Annotated in this window: 14 protein-coding genes; 10 read left to right on the forward strand and 4 right to left on the reverse strand. The window is 73.0% G+C overall.

What is annotated here, in order from left to right; genetic code table 11:
• Positions 1-71 precede the first annotated feature (71 nt).
• Positions 72-1337: an alanine racemase gene (locus ACZ3ZE_RS15230; RefSeq protein WP_361176086.1), complete on the forward strand. Its 1266-nt coding sequence runs from the start codon at positions 72-74 to the stop codon at positions 1335-1337.
• 16 nt (positions 1338-1353) lie between these two features.
• Positions 1354-2928: an N-acyl-D-amino-acid deacylase family protein gene (locus ACZ3ZE_RS15235; RefSeq protein WP_361176084.1), complete on the forward strand. Its 1575-nt coding sequence runs from the start codon at positions 1354-1356 to the stop codon at positions 2926-2928.
• 170 nt (positions 2929-3098) lie between these two features.
• On the opposite strand, the gene mptB is transcribed toward ACZ3ZE_RS15235, so the two are convergent.
• Together mptB and ACZ3ZE_RS15245 are read right to left on the reverse strand one after the other, a co-directional pair.
• Entirely contained in the window at positions 3099-4607 is a 1509-nt protein-coding gene (mptB, locus tag ACZ3ZE_RS15240; RefSeq protein ID WP_467259336.1) for a polyprenol phosphomannose-dependent alpha 1,6 mannosyltransferase MptB, read from the reverse strand.
• A gap of 33 nt (positions 4608-4640) precedes the next feature.
• On the reverse strand, positions 4641-5102 hold the full coding sequence (locus ACZ3ZE_RS15245; protein WP_467259339.1) for a hypothetical protein: 462 nt from the start codon (positions 5100-5102) through the stop codon (positions 4641-4643).
• 151 nt (positions 5103-5253) lie between these two features.
• Here ACZ3ZE_RS15245 and ACZ3ZE_RS15250 point away from each other — a divergent pair, with 151 nt between their 5' ends.
• The 6 genes from ACZ3ZE_RS15250 to ACZ3ZE_RS15275 all read left to right on the forward strand — a co-directional run bounded on the left by ACZ3ZE_RS15250 (position 5254) and on the right by ACZ3ZE_RS15275 (position 11596).
• Complete coding sequence (locus ACZ3ZE_RS15250; protein WP_361176075.1) at positions 5254-6465, forward strand: pyridoxal phosphate-dependent aminotransferase; 1212 nt, start codon at positions 5254-5256, stop codon at positions 6463-6465.
• 107 nt (positions 6466-6572) lie between these two features.
• Complete coding sequence (locus tag ACZ3ZE_RS15255) at positions 6573-6965, forward strand: SCO4983 family protein (protein ID WP_361176072.1); 393 nt, start codon at positions 6573-6575, stop codon at positions 6963-6965.
• Between the two features lie 123 nt (positions 6966-7088).
• The gene (locus ACZ3ZE_RS15260; RefSeq protein WP_361176069.1) at positions 7089-8219 is read left to right on the forward strand and encodes a hypothetical protein; all 1131 of its coding nucleotides are present in this window, start codon (positions 7089-7091) and stop codon (positions 8217-8219) included.
• A complete protein-coding gene (locus ACZ3ZE_RS15265) occupies positions 8216-9406 on the forward strand; it encodes a toxic anion resistance protein (RefSeq protein WP_467259342.1) in 1191 nt (396 codons plus the stop codon). The genes ACZ3ZE_RS15260 and ACZ3ZE_RS15265 overlap by 4 nt, the downstream gene beginning before the upstream one ends.
• Positions 9403-11022: a substrate-binding and vWA domain-containing protein gene (locus tag ACZ3ZE_RS15270; RefSeq protein ID WP_363291004.1), complete on the forward strand. Its 1620-nt coding sequence runs from the start codon at positions 9403-9405 to the stop codon at positions 11020-11022. Before ACZ3ZE_RS15265 ends, ACZ3ZE_RS15270 begins: the two co-directional genes overlap by 4 nt.
• The gene (locus tag ACZ3ZE_RS15275) at positions 11009-11596 is read left to right on the forward strand and encodes a hypothetical protein (RefSeq protein WP_361176060.1); all 588 of its coding nucleotides are present in this window, start codon (positions 11009-11011) and stop codon (positions 11594-11596) included. The genes ACZ3ZE_RS15270 and ACZ3ZE_RS15275 overlap by 14 nt, the downstream gene beginning before the upstream one ends.
• A gap of 150 nt (positions 11597-11746) precedes the next feature.
• Here the strand turns inward: ACZ3ZE_RS15275 and ACZ3ZE_RS15280 are convergent, their stop codons facing one another.
• Positions 11747-13570 carry a phosphoenolpyruvate carboxykinase (GTP) gene (locus ACZ3ZE_RS15280; RefSeq protein ID WP_363291002.1) on the reverse strand — a complete coding sequence of 608 codons (1824 nt, stop codon included), beginning with the start codon at positions 13568-13570 and terminating at the stop codon, positions 11747-11749.
• A gap of 211 nt (positions 13571-13781) precedes the next feature.
• Between ACZ3ZE_RS15280 and trhA the strand changes: the two genes are divergently transcribed.
• Positions 13782-14474, forward strand: coding sequence for a PAQR family membrane homeostasis protein TrhA (trhA, locus tag ACZ3ZE_RS15285; RefSeq protein WP_361176054.1), 693 nt, complete (start codon positions 13782-13784; stop codon positions 14472-14474).
• Between the two features lie 18 nt (positions 14475-14492).
• On the forward strand, positions 14493-15125 hold the full coding sequence (locus ACZ3ZE_RS15290; protein ID WP_361176051.1) for a TetR/AcrR family transcriptional regulator: 633 nt from the start codon (positions 14493-14495) through the stop codon (positions 15123-15125).
• Here the strand turns inward: ACZ3ZE_RS15290 and ACZ3ZE_RS15295 are convergent.
• A complete protein-coding gene (locus ACZ3ZE_RS15295; protein ID WP_467259786.1) occupies positions 15091-16080 on the reverse strand; it encodes a glycoside hydrolase family 26 protein in 990 nt (329 codons plus the stop codon). The genes ACZ3ZE_RS15290 and ACZ3ZE_RS15295 overlap by 35 nt on opposite strands.
• Positions 16081-16091: the final 11 nt, after the last annotated feature.

Here is a 16091-nt window from a genome sequence, read left to right on the forward strand (position 1 = left end):
ATGTTAGACAGCCATAAGCGATACACGCAACGGGCGTTGCACATACTGCAACGCGTCAAGGAGGAGGACCCATGCCGGACCTGGCGAACGAGGTCGTCGACCACCGCTTCAAGGCCCTGCCGCCGGACGCCGAGGGCCTGACCGTCCGGGAGCTGGCCGCCGAGCGCCGCAACCTCTTCACCGGCGGCTTCACCACTCCCGTCCTCGCCCTCTCCGCCGAGTCCGTCGCGCACAACCTGCGCCTCCTGGAGGAGTACGCGGAGCGCCACGGCCTCGCCTTCGCGCCGCACGGCAAGACCTCCATGGCCCCGCAGCTCTTCGACCGCCAGCTCGCGCACGGCGCCTGGGGCATCACCGCCGCCGTCCCCCACCAGGCCCGCGTCTACCGCGCCCACGGCGTGTCCACGATCTTCCTCGCCAACGAACTCGTCGACGCCGTCGCCCTGCGCTGGCTGGCCGCCGAACTCGACGCCGACCCGGAGTTCCGCTTCGTCTGCTACGTCGACTCCGTCCGCGGCGTCGAGCTGATGGACGAGGCCCTGCGCGCGGCGGGCGCCCGCCGCGCCGTGGACGTCGTGGTCGAGCTGGGCGCGGCCGAGGCGGGGCGCACGGGCGTACGGACGGAGGCCGAGTGCGAGGCCGTCGCCGACGCGGTCGCCGCCGCGGACCACCTGCGCCTCGTGGGCGTGGCGGGGTACGAGGCCACGATGCCGCAGGCCGACGCCGACCTGGTCCGCGCGTGGCTGAACCGGCTCGTGGGGCTCGCGGCCGCCTTCGACAAGGCGGGCAGGTTCGCGCCCGATCTCGCGGAGATCGTCGTCAGCGCGGGCGGCAGCGAGTGGTTCGACACGGTCGCCGACGTCTTCGCCGGCGTCCCGGACCTCTCCCGCCCCGTCCTGAAGCTGCTGCGCTCCGGCGCGTACGTCTCCCACGACGACGGCCAGTACCGCGAGCGGACCCCCTTCAACCGGGTCCCCGAGGAGGGCGCGCTCCAGCCCGCGTTCCGGCTCTGGTCCCAGGTCGTCTCCCGCCCCACCCCCACGCAGGCCTTCACCAACGCGGGCAAGCGCGACGCCGCGTACGACCTGCACCTGCCCGAGGCGCAGACCGTGCGCGACGGGCGCACCGGCGAGATCCGTCCGGCCGACGGCATCACCGTCACCGCCCTGTCCGACCAGCACGCCTGGCTGGACACCGCGCCGGGGGCGGACGTGGAGGTCGGCGACTGGGTCGGGATGGGCCTGTCCCACCCGTGCACCGTCTTCGACAAGTGGCAGCTGATCCCGCTCGTCGAGGCGGACGGGACGGTCGTCGACTACATCCGCACCTTCTTCTAGCCCAGGGGAGCCCGCCATGGATCTCGTCCTCCGTGACGCCGAGGTCGTCGACGGCAGCGGCGCGCCCTCCTACCGCGCCGACGTCGCCCTCGCCGACGGCCGGATCGCCGCGATCGTCAAGGAGGGCGCGGCGGCCGGCTGCCAGCGCCCCACCGCCCGGCGCGTCATGGACGTGGAGGGCCTCGTCCTGTCGCCCGGTTTCATCGACATGCACGCCCACAGCGACCTGGCCCTGCTGCGGGACCCGGACCACAGCGCGAAGGCCGCGCAGGGCGTGACCCTCGAAGTCCTGGGCCAGGACGGCCTGTCGTACGCCCCGGTCGACGACCGGACCCTCGCCGAGGTACGCCGGGCCATCACCGGCTGGAACGGCGACGGCTCGGACATCGACTTCGACTGGCGCACGGTGGGCGAGTACCTGGACCGCCTCGACCGGGGCATCGCCGTCAACGCGGCCTACCTGATCCCGCAGGGCACCGTCCGGATGTACGCCGTCGGCTGGGACGACCGCCCCGCCACGGAGGCCGAGCTGAACCGCATGCGGCAGCTCGTCGCCGAGGGCATGGAGCAGGGCGCCGTCGGCATGTCCTCCGGCCTCACGTACACGCCGGGCATGTACGCGCCCGACGCCGAGCTGACGGAACTCTGCCGGGTCGTCGCCGCCTACGACGGCTACTACTGCCCCCACCACCGCTCCTACGGGGCCGGCGCCCTGGAGGCGTACGAGGAGATGGTGCGGCTCACCCGGGACGCGGGCTGCGCCCTCCACCTGGCCCACGCCACGATGAACTTCGGCGTCAACGAGGGGCGGGCCCCGGAACTCCTCGCCCTCCTCGACGAGGCGCTGGCCGCCGGCTCGGACATCTCCCTCGACACCTACCCGTACACGCCCGGCTGCACCACCCTCGCCGCCGTGCTCCCCAGCTGGGCCCACGAGGGCGGCCCCGAGGCCCTCCTCGCCCGGCTGCGCGACGACGCGACCGCCGAACGCATCCGGCACCACCTGGAGGAGACCGGCTCGGACGGCTGCCACGGGGTGCCGGTGGACTGGCCCACGATCGAGATCTCGGGCGTCACCGACCCGTCCCTCTCCCCCTTCATCGGCCGCCACCTGGACTCCTGGCCCACAGCCCGCCGCCTCCTCCTCGACGACCGGCTGGGCACGACGATCCTCCAGCACGTGGGGCACGAGGAGAACGTCCGCGCGATCATGCGCCACCGCGTCCACACCGGCGGCTCCGACGGCATCCTCCAGGGCTCCAAGCCGCACCCGCGCGCGTACGGCACCTTCCCCGAGTACCTGGGCCGCTACGTCCGCGAGGAGTCGGTCCTCACCCTGGAGGAGTGCGTCGCCCACCTCACGTCCCGCCCCGCCGCCCGCCTCCGCCTCCCCGACCGCGGCCTGATCCGCGAGGGCTACCGAGCGGACCTCACCCTCTTCGACCCCACCACGATCGCCGCGGGCGCCACCTACGCAGCCCCCCGGACCCTCCCGACGGGCATCCCCCACGTCCTGATCGACGGCCACTTCGTCATGGAAGACGGCAAACGAACCACCGCCCTACCAGGCCGCGCGATCCGCCGAACCTGACCCACCCCGACCGGCACCACCACCCCGCCCCGGGCCGCACGGCCCGGTGCCCACCCCGTTGTGGGCATTCGTTCCGCTGGGCTGGGGGTCCCCCCGGACGGAGTCCGGGGGGACCCCCAGGACGGAGTCCGGGGGAGGGTGGGCACAACGGACGGCGCCCCTTGCCGGGCCTAGGCTCCCCTGCCTGTACGTCGCGCCCCACTGCGGCTCCGTCGTGGTGCGGGAACGGGGGGCGCAGGCGCGCGCAAGGGCGCCGTCCCGTGTGCCCACCCTCCCCCAGACTCCGTCCGGGGGGACCCCCAACGCCCTGCGGGACGATTGCCCACACGGAGGAGCGCGGCGCCCACGACCAGCGCCACCCCCATCAGCGCAAACCCATACCCCGGCGTATGCCCCGACGGCGCCGTCTCGTAGGCGAGCGCCCCGCACAGCACCGCAAGCCACCGCCCCAGCACCCCCGCACCCCCCGCCGCAACCCCACAAACCCCCCACAGCAAGTACCACGGCTGCACCATCGGTGACAGTGCCACCAGTGCCACCAGGGACATCCCCAGCCCCACCGTCGGATCGACCCGCCCGGTCCACGCGCGCCACCCCAGCACCCCGATGCCCCCCACGGCCACGGCCAGCCCCACCTGCTGGACGAGCGCCTTCACCGGCTCCGGGTCGTCGGCGACGAGGAGGCCGAGGCCCAGGCCGAGGTCGCTGGTGACGGAGAGCGCCGTGTGGATGGTGGCGGCCACGCTCTGGGTGCGGAGCCAGCCGAAGCCCGTGCCGGCGGCCAGGGTCGCGAGCGCCGCGACCCCCGCGGCGACGACCCCGGGCAGCAGCCCCTTCAGGGCGCCCCGTACACCCCCGCCGATCTGCCGCGCGACGATGATCCCGACGAAGAGCAGCGCCACCGCCGCCGGCGACTTGACCATGACCGCGAGGCCGACGAGCACGGTGCCGGTCACCCACCGTCCGCGCACGGCGAGCAGCAGGCCGCCGAGCATGAGGCCGATCATGAGCCCGTCGTTGTGGATGCCGCCGACGACGTGGATGAGGAGCAGTGGGTTGAGCGCGGCGAGCCAGAGCGCCGAGGGGCGCGCGTCGGAGAGGCCGCGGACGGCCCAGAAGATCAGGGCGAGCGCGCCGACGGCGATGAGCCGCATGCCGAGGACGGCGGGTACGACGGCCCCGCCGGTGAGTTTCACGACCGCTTGGGCGAGGACGAGGAAGACGGGTCCGTAGGGGGCGGGGGTGTCGGTCCAGTGCCCGCCGACGCTGGCGGCGGCGTCCCAGCCGAGTTCGCCGGGGGCGAGGACGGAGGGCCCGGCCCCGTACACGTCGTGTCCTTCGAGGACCATCGCGCCCTGGGCGATGTAGCTGTACACGTCGGCGCTGTAGAGCGGCGGCGCGAGCAGCAGCGGCGCCGCCCACCAGCAGAGGGTGCGGCCGACGCGTTCGGGGGCGCCGGCCCGCAGCAGCCGCCCGTACTGCCACCAGGCCGCGATGAGCAGGGTGAGGCCGAGGTACGCGAGGATCGCGCCGGCCGTGGTGAGCGCGGAGCCGCGTGGTTCCCACAGGCCCCAGCCGCCGCGTACCGGCAGGGTGCCGGCCGCCCATCCGCCGACGGTGACGGCGAGCGATCCGGCCGCGCCGAGCCACCGGCATCCGGCGGTGCTGAGAACCCACATGACGGACCAACCTATCCTGCGGGCCCGTCCGCCCTACCGCTGCTTCTTCTTGATCCCGGGCGCGGAGCCCGACTTTCCGGGCTGCTCCCCGACGGGAGTGGCGGTTGTCACGGGGGGTGCGGGCCGGCCGGTGCCGGCGGGCCGCGCGCTCACGGACGCCGAGGCCGACGCGGAAGCGGAAGCCGACGCGGAAGCCGAAGCCGACGCGGACGCGGGCCCCGCGTCCGTACGGGAGGGGGTCGCCCCGCTCTCCCCCTCATCCGGGCCTCCCGGGTCCGGCTGGATCAGCGCCGGCATGCCGGCCCGTCCCCCGCCCCCGGCCGGGGAGCCGTCGTCGGGCCCCGGCCCGGAGCCGCCGGCCAGGGCGGCCGCGAGTGCGCCGAGGGCGACGAGGGCGCCGCCCCCGGCCATCAGGAGCGGGCGGGGCCCGCGGCGGGTGGAGGCGTGTCGGCGGCGTCTCGGGCCGTCGTCGGCCCCCGTGTCGTACTGGCTCACGAACCGGGATTGTAGGGAGCACGTCACCACGGAAGCGACGTGGGTCACAGCGGGCCCAAGTCACCCGAACGCGCGCCCGCCCCGTCGCCCGAACGCCCGACGTGGCACAGAACACGGAGCGCGCCGACCGGCCCCGCCGTAAGCTCTCGTCATGCAGGTGATCCAGTCCACGAAGCTGTCCAACGTCTGTTACGAGATCCGGGGCCCGGTTCTCGAAGAGGCGATGCGGCTGGAGGCTGCGGGTCACCGCATCCTCAAGCTCAACACCGGCAACCCGGCCGCCTTCGGCTTCGAGTGCCCGCCGGCCATCCTCGAGGACGTGCTGCGCAACCTCGCCGACGCCCACGGCTACGGCGACGCGAAGGGCCTGCTGTCCGCCCGCCGCGCGGTGATGAGCCACTACGAGACCAAGGGCATCCCGCTCTCCGTCGAGGACATCTACCTCGGCAACGGCGTCTCCGAGCTGATCCAGATGTCGATGCAGGCGCTGCTCGACGACGGCGACGAGGTCCTCGTGCCGGCGCCGGACTATCCACTGTGGACGGCCTCGGTCTCCCTCGCGGGCGGTACGGCCGTGCACTACCGCTGCGACGAGCAGGCGGACTGGATGCCGGACCTGGCCGACATCGAGCGCAAGATCACCGACCGCACCAAGGCGATCGTGATCATCAACCCGAACAACCCGACGGGTGCCGTCTACGACGACGAGATGCTCCGCTCGCTGACGGAGATCGCCCGCCGCCACAACCTCGTGGTCTGCTCCGACGAGATCTACGACAAGATCCTCTACGACGGCGCCACGCACACCCCGACCGCCGCGATCGCCCCCGACCTGCTGGTCCTCACCTTCAACGGGATGAGCAAGAACTACCGGGTCGCGGGCTTCCGCTCCGGCTGGCTGGCGGTCTGCGGCCCGAAGGCGCACGCCACCTCGTACATCGAGGGCCTGACGATCCTCGCCAACATGCGCCTGTGCGCCAACATGCCGGCCCAGCACGCGGTGGCCGCCGCGCTCCAGGGGCGCCAGTCGATCGAGGACCTGGTGCTGCCGGGCGGGCGGCTGCTCGAACAGCGGGACACGGCGTACGAGCTGCTGACGCAGATCCCGGGCGTGACGTGTGTGAAGCCGAAGGGCGCGCTGTACCTGTTCCCGCGCCTCGACCCGAACGTCTACAAGATCAAGGACGACCGGCAGATGGTCCTGGACCTGCTGCGGGCCGAGAAGATCATGGTCGTGCACGGGACGGGCTTCAACTGGCACGAGCCGGACCACTTCCGGATCGTCACCCTGCCCACCGCCGCGGACCTGGCGGACGCGGTGACCCGGATCGGCACCTTCCTGGACGGCTACAGCCAGCACTAGCGCCGCCCTGTCCGGATCGACGCGCCACGGCACCTCAATCCGGACACCACTCAACTTTAGATTGAATCTAAGCTAGGATGCCTCCAGAGCAACCAGGAGGCCGTCCCATGTACGAACCGATCCGCACCAAGTCGGTCCACCGGATGGCCGACGACGACCGGAACGCGTACCCGCACCGCTCCCGCGAGGAAGAGCTGGACATCCAGCTCGCCGGACACCTCGCCGCCCTGCTCGCCGTCACCGACGAGCTCGGCGACGGCAAGGCCGGCGAGCTGATCGCCCGGCAGGTCGCCCGCCTCCGCGGCGCGCCCCCCGCGCGCCACGCGGGCCTCAGCGGCTCCCCCGCCGAGGCACTGCACCGCAGGGCGCACGCCCTCGCGGGCCGCGCCCTGGTCGTCGCCGCCTCCCGTGCCGACACGTCCGCCGCGATCCTCGCCGCCGAGCGCATGGACGCGCACACCGCGGCGCTCGCCGGGGAATCCCTGGTCGGCACCCCCTGACGGCCCCGGTCCGCGCGGCCACGACACCGCGCGGACCGGGCGCCACCCAACCCGGACGTCACCCGTCCGGTTCCCTACCGGGATCGCGGCTTCACCCCCCGTACACCGGACTCCCCCTGGAATGTGGGTTTCCGCGAGCACGCTGCCCGCGTGAGACGCATTCTGGGAATCGTCCTCGCCGTCCTGCTCCTGGGCGGCGTGGCCGTGGTCCTCGTGACCAACGGCGACCAGGACGACAAGGGCACGGCAACGAAGACCGTGCGAGGAGTGATCGGGTCGGAGAAGGCGGAGTTCTTCGCCGACCCCGAGGTCGTGAAGGCCCTTGCCGCCAAGGGCCTCACCGTGCGGACGGAGACCTCCGGGTCCTGGGACATGGAGCAACTGCCCCTCAAGGGCTATGACTTCGCGTTCCCGTCCGCCAAGGCGCCCGCCGACGAGATCAAGGCCAGGACGAAGGCGACCGGCACCCCGCTGCGCCCCTTCTACTCGCCGCTGGTCGTCGTCGCGCACGGCGCCGCCGCCAAGGTGCTCGCCGGCAACGGGCTCGCCACGCTCGCCCCCGGCGGCCACACCGGCACCCTGCGCATGGAGCCCTACCTCGCCGCCGCCCGCGCCGACCGGACGTGGCAGCAGCTGAAGGGCTCCGCCGGGCACGCCGAACTGAGCGGCACCCTGTTCGTCACCTCCACCGACCCGCTGTCCTCCAACTCCGGCGCGCTGTACCTGGCCGCCGCGAGCTATGTCGCCGACGGCGGCCGGGTCGCCGGGGACAAGGCCGCCGTGGACCGCACCGCCCCGCTGCTGCGCAAGCTGATCCAGGTGCAGGGCGCCCAGCAGTCGAGCTCCGACGCGCCCTTCCGGGACTTCGTCAGCGGCGTCGGCAACCCGCTGGTCCTCGTCTACGAGTCCCAGGTCGCCGCCCAGCTGATCGCCCAGCCGCCCGCCGGCTGGGCCTCCGACCTCGTCGTCCTGTACCCGGACACCACCGTCAGCAGCGACCACACGCTCGTCCCGCTCACCGACTCCGGCCGGACCCTCGGCGAACTCCTCTCCACCGACCCGGAGCTGCGCGGGCTGGCGGTCCGCCACGGCTTCCGCCCGCAGGGCGCCCCGGCTGAGTTCACCGCCGCCACCGCCGGCCTCACCGGCTACCTCGACCAGAAGCTCACCGGGGTCCGCCAGGCGCCCGTGCCCACCTCCGAGGTGCTGCACCGGATGGCGCTGCGGGCCCGCGACCAGGGGGACCCCGCATGACCACACCCACGAGCCCGGACAGCCCGCTCGTCCTCACCCCGCCCGAGCCGGTGCCGCCGGTCCGCGCCGAGCAGGCGAAGACGCTCGTCCCGGTCGACGACGCGGTCCGCACCGAGATGGCCCGGCGCGCCGACGAGTACGTCGGCTCGCTCGCCGGACTCGACGCCCGCTCCCCGGAGTTCACCGGCCGGATCGGCGAGATCACCGCGCTCGGCGGCGGCGAACTGCGCACCGCCGCCCAGCAGTCCAACCGGATGCTGGACCGCACCGTCCGCTCGCTCGGCACCACCGGCGGCGACCCCCAGGCCCGGGTCGGCGACTCGCTCGTCGCGCTGCGCCGCACCGTCGAGGACCTGGACCCGCGCGACACCCCCGCCAAGGGCGTCCGGGGCCTGCTGTCCAAGCTGCCCGGCGGCAACAAGGTGCGCGACCACATCGCGAAGTACGCCTCCTCCAAGGCCACCCTCGACCGGATCCTGGAGGCCCTGCACGGCGGCCAGGACGAGCTGCGCCGCGACAACGCGGCCCTGCAGACCGAGCGGGCCCGGCTGTGGGAGACCATGGGCCGCCTCCAGGAGTACGCGGTGCTCACCGAGGCCCTGGACGCGGCCGTCGAGGAGCGGGCCGCGCTGACCACCGACCCCGCGCAGGCGGACGCCCTCCGCGCCGACGTGCTCTTCCCGGTCCGGCAGAAGCACCAGGACCTGCTGACCCAGCTCGCCGTCTGCGCCCAGGGCTACCTCGCGATGGACATGGTGCGCCGCAACAACGAGGAGCTGATCAAGGGCGTGGAGCGGGCGTCGACGACGACCGTCCTCGCGCTGCGGGTCGCGGTGATGCTGGCCTCCGCGCTGGAGAACCAGAAGAAGGTCACCGAGCAGGTGACCGCGCTGCGCGGCACGACCGAGAGCATCATCCAGGGCAACGCGGCCGCCCTCGCCGGCCAGTCCGGCGACATCCAGCGGCTGGCCGCGGAGCCCGCGGTCGGCCTGGACACCGTGCGCACCGCCTTCCAGCAGATCTACACGACGCTCGACGCGATCGACACGTACAAGGTCCGCGCGACCGAGTCGATGGCGCAGACCGTCGACGCGCTCACCGCCGAACTGCGCACGGCGAGCGCCCACTTGGAGCGCACCCGCGCCTCCGACGGCGGCACCGGCATCCTCGGAGGGGGCCGCGGATGAGAACCGCCCGCACCACCGCGCCGAACGCCGCCCGCACCACCCTGCGCGCCACCGTCGCCGCCCTCACCCTCGCCCTCGCCCTCCTCGCCACCGGCTGCGGCGTCCCCGACACCCCCGACGGCCCGGACGGCCCCGACGGGGACAAGCAGGCGTACCGCGCCGGCACCCTGCGGGTGCTCGCCTCCTCCGAACTCGCCGACATGGCACCCGTACTGGACGAGGTCCGCAAGGCGACCGGCGTCACCGTGCGCCCGACGTACGCCGGGACCCTCGACGCCGTCGAGCGGATCGCGTCCGGCACGGCCGACAAGGAGTTCGACGCGGTCTGGCTGTCGTCCAACGACTACCTGCGGCTGCGCCCCGACACCGCCCGGCGGATCACCGGCGAGACCCCGGTCATGACCTCCCCGGTCGCGCTCGGCGTACGGCCCGGCGTCGTCGCCCGGCTCGGCTGGGACCCGAAGAAGGTCACCTGGGCGCAGATCCACCGGGCCGTCGCCGAGAAGAAGCTCAGCTACGGCATGACGGACCCGCTGCGCTCCAACTCCGGCTTCTCCGCGCTGGTCTCGGTGGCCTCCGGCCTGTCCGGCGCGCAGTCCGCGCTCACCGACCGGGACGTGAAGGCCGCCACCCCGAAGCTGAAGGAGTTCTTCGCCGGGCAGAAGCTGACCTCCGGCTCCTCCGGCTGGCTCGCCACCGCCTACGCCCGCCGCGACGACGTCGACGCGCTGGTCAACTACGAGTCGGTGCTGCTTTCGATGCCCGGCGACCTCACCGTGATCCGCCCCGCCGACGGGGTGGTCACCGCGGACTATCCGCTGACCTCGCTGACCGCCGCCCGCCCGGAGGCCAAGGACGCGGCCCGCCGGCTCGCCGCACAGCTGCGCACCCCGGCCGTCCAGCGCCTGATCACCGAGCGGACCCTGCGCCGCCCGGTCGTCCCCGGGGTGGCCCCGGCGCCCCGGCTCGCGACCGACCCGCGCCGCGAACTGCCCTTCCCCGGCAGCCGTTCCGTCGCCGACGGGCTGCTCGACGCGTACGACAACACGCTGCGCCGCCCCTCCCGCACGGTCTACGTCCTGGACACCTCCGGCTCGATGGAGGGCGAGCGGCTCGACCGGCTGAAGTCGGCGCTCGCGGAGCTGACCGGCGACTTCCGGGACCGCGAGGAGGTCACGCTGATGCCGTTCGGGTCGTCGGTGAAGCGCTCCGAGGTCACCACCCGCACGGTCGACCCGGCCGCCCCGAAGGGCGCGCTCGACGCGATCCGCGCCGACGCGGGCCGCCTGTCGGCCTCCGGCGGCACGGCGATCTACTCCAGCCTGAAGGAGGCGTACGGGCAGCTCGGCGCCGACGCCTCGGACGGCGCGTTCACCTCGATCGTGCTGATGACGGACGGCGAGAACACCGACGGCGACCCGGCCGGGGCCTTCGACAGCTTCTACGCGGACACGCTCACCCCCGCCCAGAAGCGCACCCCGGTCTTCCCGATCCTCTTCGGCGACTCCGACCGGTCCGCGCTCGACCACATCGCCGGGCTCACCGGCGGCCGGCTCTTCGACGCGACCCACGGCTCGCTCGACGGAGCCTTCGAGGAGATCCGTGGCTATCAGTGACCTGCTGCGGTACGCCGAGTCCCGCAAGAACCTCACCGGCTGCGTGTGCGGCCTGGCCGGCGTGGGCGTCACCCTGACCGGCGCGGCCGGCTCGCTGTGGCCGCTGGTCGTCGCGGGCCTGTACGGTGCGGGCGCCCTGATCGCCCCGCCGGAACGCCCGGAGGCCCCCGCCTTCCCGGACCCGGCCGAGCAGCTGGACGCGCTGCGGGTGGACCTGGCGACGCTGCGGGAGTACCTGGCCGAGGTGGAGCTCCCGCCGGCCGCGCACGGGCGCCTGACCGAGCTGGACACCCTGCTCGGCGCCCTGCTCGAACCGGGCTGGGTGAGCGACCCCGAGCATGTGCGGGTGCTGGGCCGGGCGGTGCGCCAGGACGTGCCGGAGGCCGTCGACGCGTTCGTACGGAGCCGGTGGTGGACCCGGGCGGTGCCGGGCAAGGAGCCGCCGGAGCGGCACCTGGAGCGCCAGTTGGCGGCGCTGCACACCGAGGCGGAGGCGATCGCCGGCGCCCTGCACGAGGCGGAGGCCCGGCGCCAGGAGACCCACACCCGCTATCTGGAGGACCGGGGCCGGTAGCCGCCGCCCCGGCCGCGGACGTGCGCCGGCCCCCGTAGCCGTGAGGGGGCTCCGGGGGCCGGTTGCGTCGTGGTGGGCCGTCGTGACCCCACTGGTCAGGGCGGAATGTCGGGGCAACCCACCACGAGTCTCGGGTGTACCGCTACGGGATCAGCCCAGGCGCTCGACGAGCGCGCGGTACTCGTCCCACAGCTCCTTCGGGGTGTGGTCCCCGAAGGTCTCCAGGTGCGCGGGGACCAGGGCGGCCTCCTCGCGCCAGACGTCCTTGTCGACGGTGAGCAGGAAGTCCAGGTCGGCCTCGGGCAGTTCCAGACCGTCGGTGTCCAGGGACTCCCGGGTCGGCAGGACGCCGATCGGGGTCTCGACGCCCTCGGCCTTGCCCTCCAGGCGCTCGACGATCCACTTCAGGACGCGGCTGTTCTCGCCGAAGCCGGGCCACACGAACTTGCCCGCGTCGTTCTTGCGGAACCAGTTCACGTAGTAGATCTTCGGCAGCTTGGCCTGGTCCTTGTCGGCACCGACCTTGACCCAGTGCGCCATGTAGTCGCCCATGTTGTAGCCGCAGAACGGCAGCATGGCGAAGGGGTCGCGGCGCAGCTCGCCGACCTTGCCCTCGGCGGCGGCGGTCTTCTCGGAGGCGACGTTGGCGCCGAGGAAGACGCCGTGCTGCCAGGAGAAGGCCTCGGTGACCAGCGGGACGGCGGTGGCGCGGCGGCCGCCGAAGAGGATGGCCGAGATCGGCACGCCCTTCGGGTCCTCCCACTCCGGCGCGATGATCGGGCACTGCCCGGCCGGGACGGTGAAGCGGGCGTTCGGATGGGCGGCCGGGGTCTCGGACTCCGGCGTCCAGTCGTTGCCCTTCCAGTCGGTCAGGTGGGCGGGCGCCTCTTCGGTCATGCCCTCCCACCAGACGTCGCCGTCGTCGGTGAGCGCGACGTTGGTGAAGACGGAGTTGCCCCACATCGTCTTCATGGCGTTGGCGTTGGTGTGCTCGCCGGTGCCGGGCGCGACGCCGAAGAAGCCGGCCTCGGGGTTGATCGCGTAGAGGCGGCCGTCCTCGCCGAAGCGCATCCAGGCGATGTCGTCGCCGATGGTCTCGACGGTCCAGCCGGAGATCGTGGGCTCCAGCATGGCGAGGTTGGTCTTGCCGCAGGCCGACGGGAAGGCGGCGGCGACGTACTTCGCCTCACCCTGCGGGGGCGTGAGCTTGAGGATGAGCATGTGCTCGGCGAGCCAGCCCTCGTCCCGCGCCATGACGGAGGCGATGCGCAGCGCGTAGCACTTCTTGCCGAGCAGGGCGTTGCCGCCGTAGCCCGAGCCGAAGGACCAGATCTCGCGGGTCTCGGGGAAGTGCGAGATGTACTTGGTGGAGTTGCACGGCCACGGAACGTCGGCCTCGCCCTCGGCGAGCGGCGCGCCGAGGGTGTGGACGGCCTTCACGAAGAAGCCGTCGGTGCCGAGCTCGTCGAGGACGGCCTGTCCCATGCGGGTCATCGTGCGCATGGAGACCGCGACGTACGCGGAGTCGGTGATCTCGACGCCGATGGCGGAGAGCGGGGAGCCGACGGGGCCCATGCAGAACGGGACGACGTACATCGTCCGGCCCTTCATCGAGCCGCGGAAGATGCCCTTCTCACCGGCGAAGATGTCCTTCATCTCGGCCGGGGCCTTCCAGTGGTTGGTCGGGCCCGCGTCCTCCTCCTTCTCGGAGCAGATGAAGGTCCGGTCCTCGACGCGCGCGACGTCGGTCGGGTCGGAGGCCGCGTAGTACGAGTTCGGGCGCTTGACCGGGTCCAGCTTCTTGAAGGTCCCCTTGGAGACGAGCTCCTCGCACAGGCGCTCGTACTCGGCCTCGGATCCGTCGCACCAGACGATGCGATCGGGCTGAGTGATCTCAGCGATCTCGTTGACCCACGAGATCAGTTCCTTGTGCTGGGTGGGGACGGTGGAGGGAGCCGCGTTGTCGCGCGCCACGATTGCTCCTTGTTGAGGGGTTTTTAAGATGTATGCCCCTTGGGGGCTGCGACCCGGATGCGTCGTAGGCGCTCATCCGGTGCCGACCGCACTCATTTGATCATCCGATGCTACCGCCCATATGTCCAGAGGGCCTCACACGTGAGCATCGCCACTCGTTCGCCGGTCCGCACATCCGGCACCTACGGGGCCGTAGGTAGCATTCGGTGCCATGACTGCAGCCACGCCGGACCTCACGTCCACGGAGCAGCGCCCGGCGCTGCCGCTCCCGCTCAAGCCGCGACTCAGGGGCTGGCTGCACGCCGGGATGTTCCCCGCGGTGATCGTCGCGGGCCTGGTCCTGGTCGCCCTCTCGGACTCGCCGAGGGCCCGGGTCGCCTGCGGGATCTACGTCCTCACCGCCTGCCTGCTCTTCGGCGTCAGCGCCCTGTACCACCGGGGCAACTGGGGCCCGCGCGGCGAGGCGGTGCTGCGGCGCCTCGACCACGCCAACATCTTCCTCATCATCGCGGGCACCTACACCCCGCTGACCCTGCTGCTCCTGCCGGACTCCACCGGCCGCCCGCTCATGTGGGCGGTCTGGGCGGCGGCCGCCGCCGGCATCGCCTTCCGGGTCTTCTGGGTCGGCGCCCCTCGCTGGCTGTACACGCCCTGCTACATCGCGATGGGCTGGGCCGCCGTCTTCTTCCTGCCCGACTTCATGCGCACCGGCGGCATCGCCGTCCTCGTCCTGGTGATCGTCGGCGGCCTGCTCTACAGCGCGGGCGGAGTCATCTACGGCATCAAGCGCCCCAACCCCTCACCCCGCTGGTTCGGCTTCCACGAGGTGTTCCACTCGCTCACCCTCGCCGCGTTCATCGTCCACTACGTGGGCATCTCGCTCGTCGCGTACCAGCACGCCTGAGCCGCCTGACCAGGCACAATGACGGCCATGCCCGTCACCCCCGACCGCCCTGGCCTGCGCGAGCGCAAGAAGCTCAGGACCCGCGCCGCGATCCGCCGCGCCACCTTCCGGCTCGTCACCGAGCAGGGGTACGAGGCCACCACCATCGAGCAGATCGCGGCGGCGGCCGAGGTCTCCCCCTCGACCGTCGTGCGCTACTTCCCGGTGAAGGAGGACATCCTCCTCACCGAGACGCAGGACACGCTCCTCGAAGCCCGGCTCCTCGCCCGCCCGCCCGGCGAGGAACCGCTGGATTCGCTGCGGGCCGTCGTCGTCGACGCCGTCACCGCCGCCCTCACCCACGAACCGGCCGAGACACGGCTGCGCGCCCGCCTCATGACGGAGATCCCCGCCCTCCGTGCCCGGCTCACCGAGACCACCGCCGAGAGCGCCCGCCGGCTCTCCCGGGCCGTCGCCGAACGCACCGGCCGCGACCCCGACGACCTGGAGGTACGGGTCTTCACCGCGGCCGTCCTCGGCGCCCTGCGCGAGGCCACCCTGCACTGGGCCGAACACGGCCAGGGCGACGACCTGGTCACGCTCCTCGACCGGACCGTCGACCTCCTCAAGGCCGGTCTCACCCTCCGCCCGCCCGGCCCAGCGCGCCCCTGAGCACCACGCCCGACGCCGGGTTCTCCGCACAGCCCCACACCCCGTGCGGGCAGTAGTCGGTGAAGGTCTGGTACACCGGCCGCCGCCGCGCGAACCAGTCGAGCATCCCCCGCACGTACGCCGGGTTGTCCCCGTTGCGGAACAGACCCCATTCCGGGAACGAGACCGGCTTGCCGTGCGCCGCCGCGAACCGCGCGTGGTGCGCGAGCCCGTACTCCTCGGTGACCTGCTCCTCGAAGGAGAGCCCGGCCGGCTGGTCATACGCGTCCATGCCGAGGATGTCGACGAAGGCGTCCCCCGGGTAGCAGCGCGGCCAGGCGATGGCGTCGAGCCCCCGGCTCGGCGTGAAGTCGAAGCGGAACCGCTGACCCGGCACCTCCCGCAGCACCCCCACCACCCGCCGCCAGTACGCCTTCCACGCCTCTGGATCGGGCCCGCAGCGATGGCTGTACGTGGTCCCGTTCATCTCCCAGCCCAGCACCAGCACCGCGTCCCCGAGCCGGTACCGCACCAGCCGCTCCCCCAGCGTCCTGAAGTGCCCGTCGTACGCCCCGGCCGCCCCGCGCCGCAGCCCCTCCCGCACCTGTCCGTCGTCGAGGCCCGCCTCGCTGCGGTCGAGGAGCGGCACGTTCAGCACGAACAGACGCCCCGGCCGCTCCTCCTTCCAGTGCGCCCACGGCTCGAACAGCGCCGGATGCCCCTCGATGTTGGACCAGCGGTCGCCCGGCAGATAGGTGTGCCCGACGCCCAGCGGCTCCCCGCCGAGCCACCGCTCCACCCCGGCGATCCGCCGCACCCCGGCCTCGTCGGAGCCGGTGAAGAACCCGGACGGCACCCCGGGCAGCGGCCGCGGCGGCTCGGACGGCGCCGCCCGCTCCCCGGCCGGCCGGTCACCCGGCGCGAGCAGCGCGTACGGCACCAGGAACACGAACGCGGCCGCGAGCAGCAGCGTCAGCGCCACTCGCG

It is taken from the genome of Streptomyces sp. NPDC023157 (genome assembly GCF_055560575.1).